This window comes from Vibrio sp. T3Y01, assembly GCF_013114525.1.
GTDB classification, from domain to species: Bacteria; Pseudomonadota; Gammaproteobacteria; order Enterobacterales; family Vibrionaceae; genus Vibrio; species Vibrio chagasii_B.
In genome coordinates, this window is the sequence record NZ_VTXJ01000043.1 from 1 (window position 1) to 6,225 (window position 6,225).

General features: G+C 41.1%; 3 protein-coding genes and 5 tRNA genes. 7 read left to right on the forward strand and 1 reads right to left on the reverse strand.

Annotated features, from left to right (window positions below; genetic code table 11):
* Window positions 1-4: 4 nt before the first annotated feature.
* The 3 genes from F0232_RS24635 to F0232_RS24645 all read left to right on the forward strand — a co-directional run bounded on the left by F0232_RS24635 (window position 5) and on the right by F0232_RS24645 (window position 2,432).
* A tRNA-Leu gene (locus tag F0232_RS24635) sits at window positions 5-85 on the forward strand.
* Between the two features lie 64 nt (window positions 86-149).
* Window positions 150-223: transfer RNA gene (locus F0232_RS24640), tRNA-Cys, on the forward strand.
* 343 nt (window positions 224-566) lie between these two features.
* Window positions 567-2,432, forward strand: coding sequence for a methyl-accepting chemotaxis protein (locus tag F0232_RS24645; RefSeq protein ID WP_061030878.1), 1,866 nt, complete (start codon window positions 567-569; stop codon window positions 2,430-2,432).
* 90 nt (window positions 2,433-2,522) lie between these two features.
* Here F0232_RS24645 and F0232_RS24650 read toward each other — a convergent pair whose 3' ends face one another.
* Complete coding sequence (locus F0232_RS24650; RefSeq protein WP_105058242.1) at window positions 2,523-3,311, reverse strand: lipase; 789 nt, start codon at window positions 3,309-3,311, stop codon at window positions 2,523-2,525.
* A gap of 416 nt (window positions 3,312-3,727) precedes the next feature.
* Between F0232_RS24650 and F0232_RS24655 the strand changes: the two genes are divergently transcribed.
* From F0232_RS24655 to F0232_RS24670, 4 genes are all read left to right on the forward strand, one after another.
* Window positions 3,728-5,440: a citrate lyase ligase gene (locus F0232_RS24655; protein WP_239937224.1), complete on the forward strand. Its 1,713-nt coding sequence runs from the start codon at window positions 3,728-3,730 to the stop codon at window positions 5,438-5,440.
* A 305-nt stretch (window positions 5,441-5,745) separates the two neighbouring features.
* Window positions 5,746-5,832 (forward strand) — tRNA-Leu (locus tag F0232_RS24660).
* A 65-nt stretch (window positions 5,833-5,897) separates the two neighbouring features.
* A tRNA-Cys gene (locus F0232_RS24665) sits at window positions 5,898-5,971 on the forward strand.
* A 46-nt stretch (window positions 5,972-6,017) separates the two neighbouring features.
* Window positions 6,018-6,093 (forward strand) — tRNA-Gly (locus tag F0232_RS24670).
* Window positions 6,094-6,225: the final 132 nt, after the last annotated feature.

A 6,225-nucleotide genomic window follows, 5' to 3' on the forward strand; every position in this document is an offset into this window, starting at 1 on the left:
CCTGGTGGTGGAATTGGTAGACACAAGGGATTTAAAATCCCTCGACGTTCGCGTTGTGCCGGTTCAAGTCCGGCCCGGGGCACCATCTATTTGATTGTTACCTTGTTTGGTGATGCTCAACAGAGTTGTTCTCTTAAAACACTATTGAAGGCGCCTTGGCAGAGTGGCTATGCAGCGGATTGCAAATCCGTGGACCTCGGTTCGACTCCGGGAGGCGCCTCCATCATTCAGAAAAACCAGTCTTAGTGGCTGGTTTTTTCGTATCTGGCGTCTTATTTTCTATCTGCTTATCTGCTTATCTGCTTATCTGCTTATCTGTTTGAGCACTCTGCTTTTACTTTTACTTTGTTTTCTACAACTCGCTTTTGTTTGTGACTAAATAATCTTTATCGTTGATAAACCAGTAAATAAATCAAAGTCACAATTAAACATAATGCTCAATTTGTTTCATGGTTTTTTGGGATAACCCTAATAAAAACATGAGTATGGGTGATAGGATTTCTCTTTATATTTCTTTAATTGTTCTATAAGAGGTTCTTAATATGCAATTTAGTCTAAAGAGGAAAATGGTTTTCTCTGTAGTTTTGGCGATTGCTTTTACATCCGCAATTCTTCTTTTTATGGGTTATAAGACGTTTCAAAGTAACAGCTGGCAGGCTATAGAGAGTGAAAGTCGTAACACGCTGAATGCCCATGCAAAAGGGATCAGTGATTGGTTTTACGACAAGAAACAAGCCGTACATGGTCTTCAACAACAAGTTCAACTTAACCCTTCATTAGATATTGTCCCGCACTTACGTCAAACCCTTGTATCTGGTGGCTTTGGATTGAGTTATTACGGCAATAAAGACGGGGAGATGTTCCGTCATGATCCTTCTCTCAATAAAGCAGGGTACGACCCAAGAGTTCGTGGCTGGTATAAAGAGACGTTAGCTCAAAACAAAGCCGTCACAACCAAGCCGTATGTAAGCGTTACGATGCAGGCGCTCGTGGTTACACTGACCGATCCGGTCACCGAGAACGGATCCATTATTGGTGTCGTTGCTTCGAACCTCGCCTTGGACAAGCTGATTAAAGACGTATTAGCTATCCAGGTTCCAGGAAATGGTCGAGCGATCCTTATCGACAAACAAGGTACGGTGGTCGCTCACCAAAACGAAGACTTTATTCTTAAACAGGTGAATGACATCGCTCCGGAGTTGAGTGTTGCTGGTTTAAACAGTGCAGCGCAGAATCTAACGACGATCTTTACCCAAGTTGATGGTCACGAACGAGTGATCATGGCGGAGCCAATCAGTGGTACAGATTGGTTACTTGTGATTGAGATGGATAAAGATGTCTTGGAACAACCTCTGTTCGACATGTTGGTCAGTCAGATCACTACAGGCTTGATTGTTTTGATTGTGATGGCTGCAGCGACGTCTTGGTTTGTTGCTCGCCAGTTGGTGGAGCTAGGACGAGTGAGCGAAGCTCTCGCAGATATCGCAGAGGGTGAAGGTGACTTAACGCAACGCCTTCAAGTATCCAGCAAAGATGAAGTTGGTCAGTTGGCCGATAAGTTCAATGTGTTTGTCGATCGACTGCATGGAATGATGACCAACGTTACTCAAGTATCCACAGCAATGAACAATGGTGCTGAGCATGCCAATGAGAGTGCCCTTAAGCGCAGTGATAGCGTCAGCCGACAGCAAGATGAAATTACAATGGTAGCTACTGCGGTAACTGAAATGGCGACTGCGACGGCTGAGATCGCTTCTAACGCAGACAATACAGCGAAAAGCGCCAGTCATTCGGTTGAATTGAGCGAGCAAGGCTTCCAGCAGATGGCAAAAAGCCAATCATCAATCAATGAGCTTGCTACTGAACTGACGAGCGCTGTATCTATTATCAGCGAGCTAGAAGAGCATGGGCAACAAATTGCGTCTATCTTAGCGACGATACGTGAGATCGCTGAACAAACTAACCTACTGGCACTAAATGCTGCGATTGAAGCGGCGAGGGCTGGTGAACAAGGTCGTGGCTTTGCCGTTGTAGCTGATGAGGTTCGAGTATTGTCACAGCGTACTCATGCTTCAACGGAAGAAATTGAAGATAAGATCAAGCGCTTGCAACAGGCGACAAATAGCGCGGTTAAAGTGATGACTCAAAGTCACGACATGGCAGAGACAAGTGTGCATGATGTTGATATGGCGGGAGAGAGCTTGGCTCAAATCCGTGAAGCGATTCAAGTGATCAGTGATATGGCGACTCAAATTGCTTCTGCTGCGGAAGAGCAGTCACTGGTTACTGCTGAAATTAATGCTAATACTGAATCTGTTCGTGAAGTGAGTGACGTTATGGCACTTGATGCGACGGATGCTGTGTCTCAGGCGGATCAGCTCAGCAATTTAGCAAGTGATTTGAAACAAGAGCTGTCTCGATTCAAGCTTTAACAATCAAAGCGCAATACAGATAGATTAGTAAATACCAGAGCACAGACTGCTAGCAGTATGTGCTCTTTCTTTGCGGTGCAAATACGAGTTTCAATGCTGATCAAAGAAGTCTTTATTACGTATGTATTTACTCATCAAGTGGTAAGAGAAAGGCCTAATCAACCAGCTAAAAATAGAACGTCCAAGGCGAATAAACGTTGGGGTGTTTTCATAGATTCTGCCGTTGTATAGCCAAAGTACCTTTCCTACATGCCAATACAGTAAAGGTACGGGCGGCATGAAGGTCACAATGTCGATGTCACAACATATACGATAGGTGTTTTTGCGAAGGCGATAGCGCTTCTTAAAGCTCCAATCACCAATTGCTGGTTGTCCAAAGGTCACGATTCGCTTAATGCAGCCAGGGTATTTCTTGTCAAAATAATCCGCAAAGACACAACCAATGGCGCCGCCGGAGGAGTGCCCAGTAATCGCAATCCTTTTCCCTTGTTCCAATAACGGTATAAGAACCGATTCTAATCGCTCAATCACGCTTAAACCTAACTTGTCTTCGTTGCGGCTCGGCTGGCTCTCTTGAAACATCAGGTGATAAAACCCCGCGTGAACACGATAGTTGAGTCCAATCCTTTTGCAGCTTCTTGTCCAAAGAGCAAAGTTAAGCAGCCAGTCTGATACACTGTGTGACCCTTTAATAACCACAACCACTTCATCTTTGTCGCTACTCCAAAGCACCCGAATCATCGTCTTACCAAACTGGTTCTTTATGACGCGCTGTCCATTAGGATCGAAACCATAGCGAGTTTGCTTAAAAACTCTAGGGTAGGCGAGGTTACAAAGAACGGCATAGCGCTCGTACTGGTATCGTTTTAGTGGTTTCACGGGCACTCATCGTTTTGACTGTATTTTAAAGACTATAGCCCTAGATTGTGAAACAGAGATTAAAGGGGGCTAACAAATGCTGGAATGACATTTAGTTTGTATTAATGCGGTTCTAAATAAACCATATAATATTAATTTGTAACATTGTTTAATATTTATTAATAGCAACTTGGGGCTTGTCTAATAATTAATCTATTTTATACAGTGCAGTTTGTAACTAAGATGAATACAATGTCTTACTTAACCTTACATTATTGGAAATTTAATATGATAGCATCTTCGAAATTTCGAAGTTCTAAAGATAATGTAAAAAGGTTCTATTCATGCTATCAAAAAGTCAATCGTATAAGTTAACGTTTTACGGGGTATTAAAAAGCTTATATAGATTACTTCCTATACTACCTTCAAAAATTAAGATGTCTAAGAACCTTAGGCTTGCAGAATTATATGTACAAAAAAAAGACTATAAAAAAGCAACTAGTCTTATAGAAGAGTTAGTCTACAAATTCAAAAAACATGAATTTTGTTTCATGTTATTGAATTTATATTTAATGAATGGTGACTCAGAGAAATCAAAAGAGCTTGAAGTTTCATTAGATTCCACGAGTGAAAGAACTAATCTTGTAAAGAGTTTGGATATCCTAAATTCAAGTGTGAACGACTCTGATAAAGTGGCTTTTATCAAATCGTACATTGCGAGCAAGGGAGCTTCTTCAGTACTTATTGATGTTAAAAGTGGAGGGCAGCATTTAACTAAACTGTCTAAAGAGGAAAGGGACCTTGTTAACAATACAAAGCTCTATCTAAAGCAGCGAAGAGATTGGAGTCGCAGGAATAGTCCACCGACTTACATCAAATCGCTCTATAGCGAAGATGAGCAAAACAAAATTGATGAGTTGTTTAGTGATGTATTGCCTATTGTAAGAGCGACCAAAGTATCGTTATCTGATCATGATACCTCAGTTATATCAGTACAAAATGGGTTTAGAGCAACCACTGGTCAACCAGAAACGGCAGATCGCCGAGTGCTTTTCTTCGGAGCATCAACAACTTTTTCGTATGGTATGAGCAACAAAAATACGATTGTCAGTCAGGTTCAGAAAAACATTAATAAAGTAACCGATAATGTAAGAGTTGAAAATCATGGCGTACTAGGGATGAATTTGCTTCTAGCAATGAATAATTTGGTACAAACGGAGATCAAGGAGGGGGATGTAATTGTTTTTTTCAACTTTGATGAATTCAAAAATGTTGACGATTCATCTTTACTATCGATTGATCTTAACGATGTTGACCGAGGTGGCGACTTTTTCATTGATTTAAATGCCCGTCATTGTCATTACTCTCCCAAGGGGAATAAGGTAATGGGAGAGATCGTAACAAACAAGTTAATACCTGTGTTGAAAAGTGAGCTTATACCGCCTCAATTCGACTTAGATAATAGGATGTTGCGTGTTCTAGAAAAGTTCAAGTATTTCCTATTCAGACATACTGCGCAGGCGCTTGAATCTTGTGAAATGAAATCTTACTTAGAGTTATTGGATCAACATGCTACAGATAATGAAGGTGTTATAGGCAGCGTAGCGGTTAATTGTAACCCAATTACTAAGGGACATTTACACTTAATCGAACACGCCGCAAGGAGTGTCGATAAGTTGTTCATTTTCGTTATCGAAGAAGATAAATCTTTCTTTAAATTTGAAGACCGATTTAAGTTAGTCTTTGAAAGTACTAAACATATCGGTAACGTCACCGTTATTCGAGGGGGGAAGTTTATTTGTACTGAATTGACTTACCCAGATTACTTCGATAAAGAAACTTCTGAAGCTAAAGCTGATGCATCAATGGAAGCATGGTTTTTTTGTGAGTACATAGCTAAAGCGCTGAATATTAGTAAGATATTTCTTGGAAATGAACCAAAGTGTCAAATAACCCAACAATACAATGAAAAAATGCAGGAGCTACTCCCTGCATATGATATTGAAGTTGAAATCATTGAACGTATATCAACAAACGGTGATGTGATCAGTGCTTCTAAAGTCAGGGAGTTCTTAGCAAGCCGAGATTTCAGCAGTATAGAAGCAATAGTGCCAAAGCCGACATATCAATTTTTGAAAGAAAATTATTAATTAGGTTCGTGCTTTCCAGAATTACTGATAAAGCCAGTCCTTCGACTGGCATTTTTATTCGAGTTTTCTCGTTCCCATGTATTATGAATGATTTTGAGCCGGCTTTGGAGGAGGAGATTGTGTTTGCCATTTGCGCAATCAGTAGTAAATTCAACCGTCAAAGTTCGATAATTAATCACCTGAATTAAAAGATAAAATTTATTGTTGACGAATTTTTTCCATCCGTTAAAGTACATCTCGTTCTCACGGCTTAGGTCGCTGAGCGATGGTGTTCTATTTCAGTAATAGGCATGCATAATTGCGTTGCCCTGGTGGTGGAATTGGTAGACACAAGGGATTTAAAATCCCTCGGCGTTCGCGCTGTGCCGGTTCAAGTCCGGCCCGGGGCACCATCTATCTTGCTTCTACTTTTGAGTAGAGTGATGAACAAAGAGTTGTTCTCTTAAATCACTATAAAGGCGCCTTGGCAGAGTGGCTATGCAGCGGATTGCAAATCCGTGGACCTCGGTTCGACTCCGGGAGGCGCCTCCATTCTTTCTCTTAATTTGATAAGTTAAGAGATGCTAAGAATGAAAATGCGATACTAGCTCAGTTGGTAGAGCGCAACCTTGCCAAGGTTGAGGTCATCGGTTCGAACCCGATGTATCGCTCCAAATTTTGTAATGTTGATTCATTTCGACATTAAGATGGTGTTTTACTTTTCAGTAATCGGCATCGCAATAAAGAATTGCGTGCCCTGGTGGTGGAATTGGTAGACACAAGGGATTTAAAATCCCTCGACGTTC

Coding starts and splice junctions, on each gene's coding strand:
- F0232_RS24645 (WP_061030878.1), top strand. CDS start 567: ATGGTTTTCTCTGTAGTTTTGGCGATTGCTTTTACATCCGCAATTCTT.
- F0232_RS24655 (WP_239937224.1), top strand. CDS start 3,728: ATGTCTAAGAACCTTAGGCTTGCAGAATTATATGTACAAAAAAAAGAC.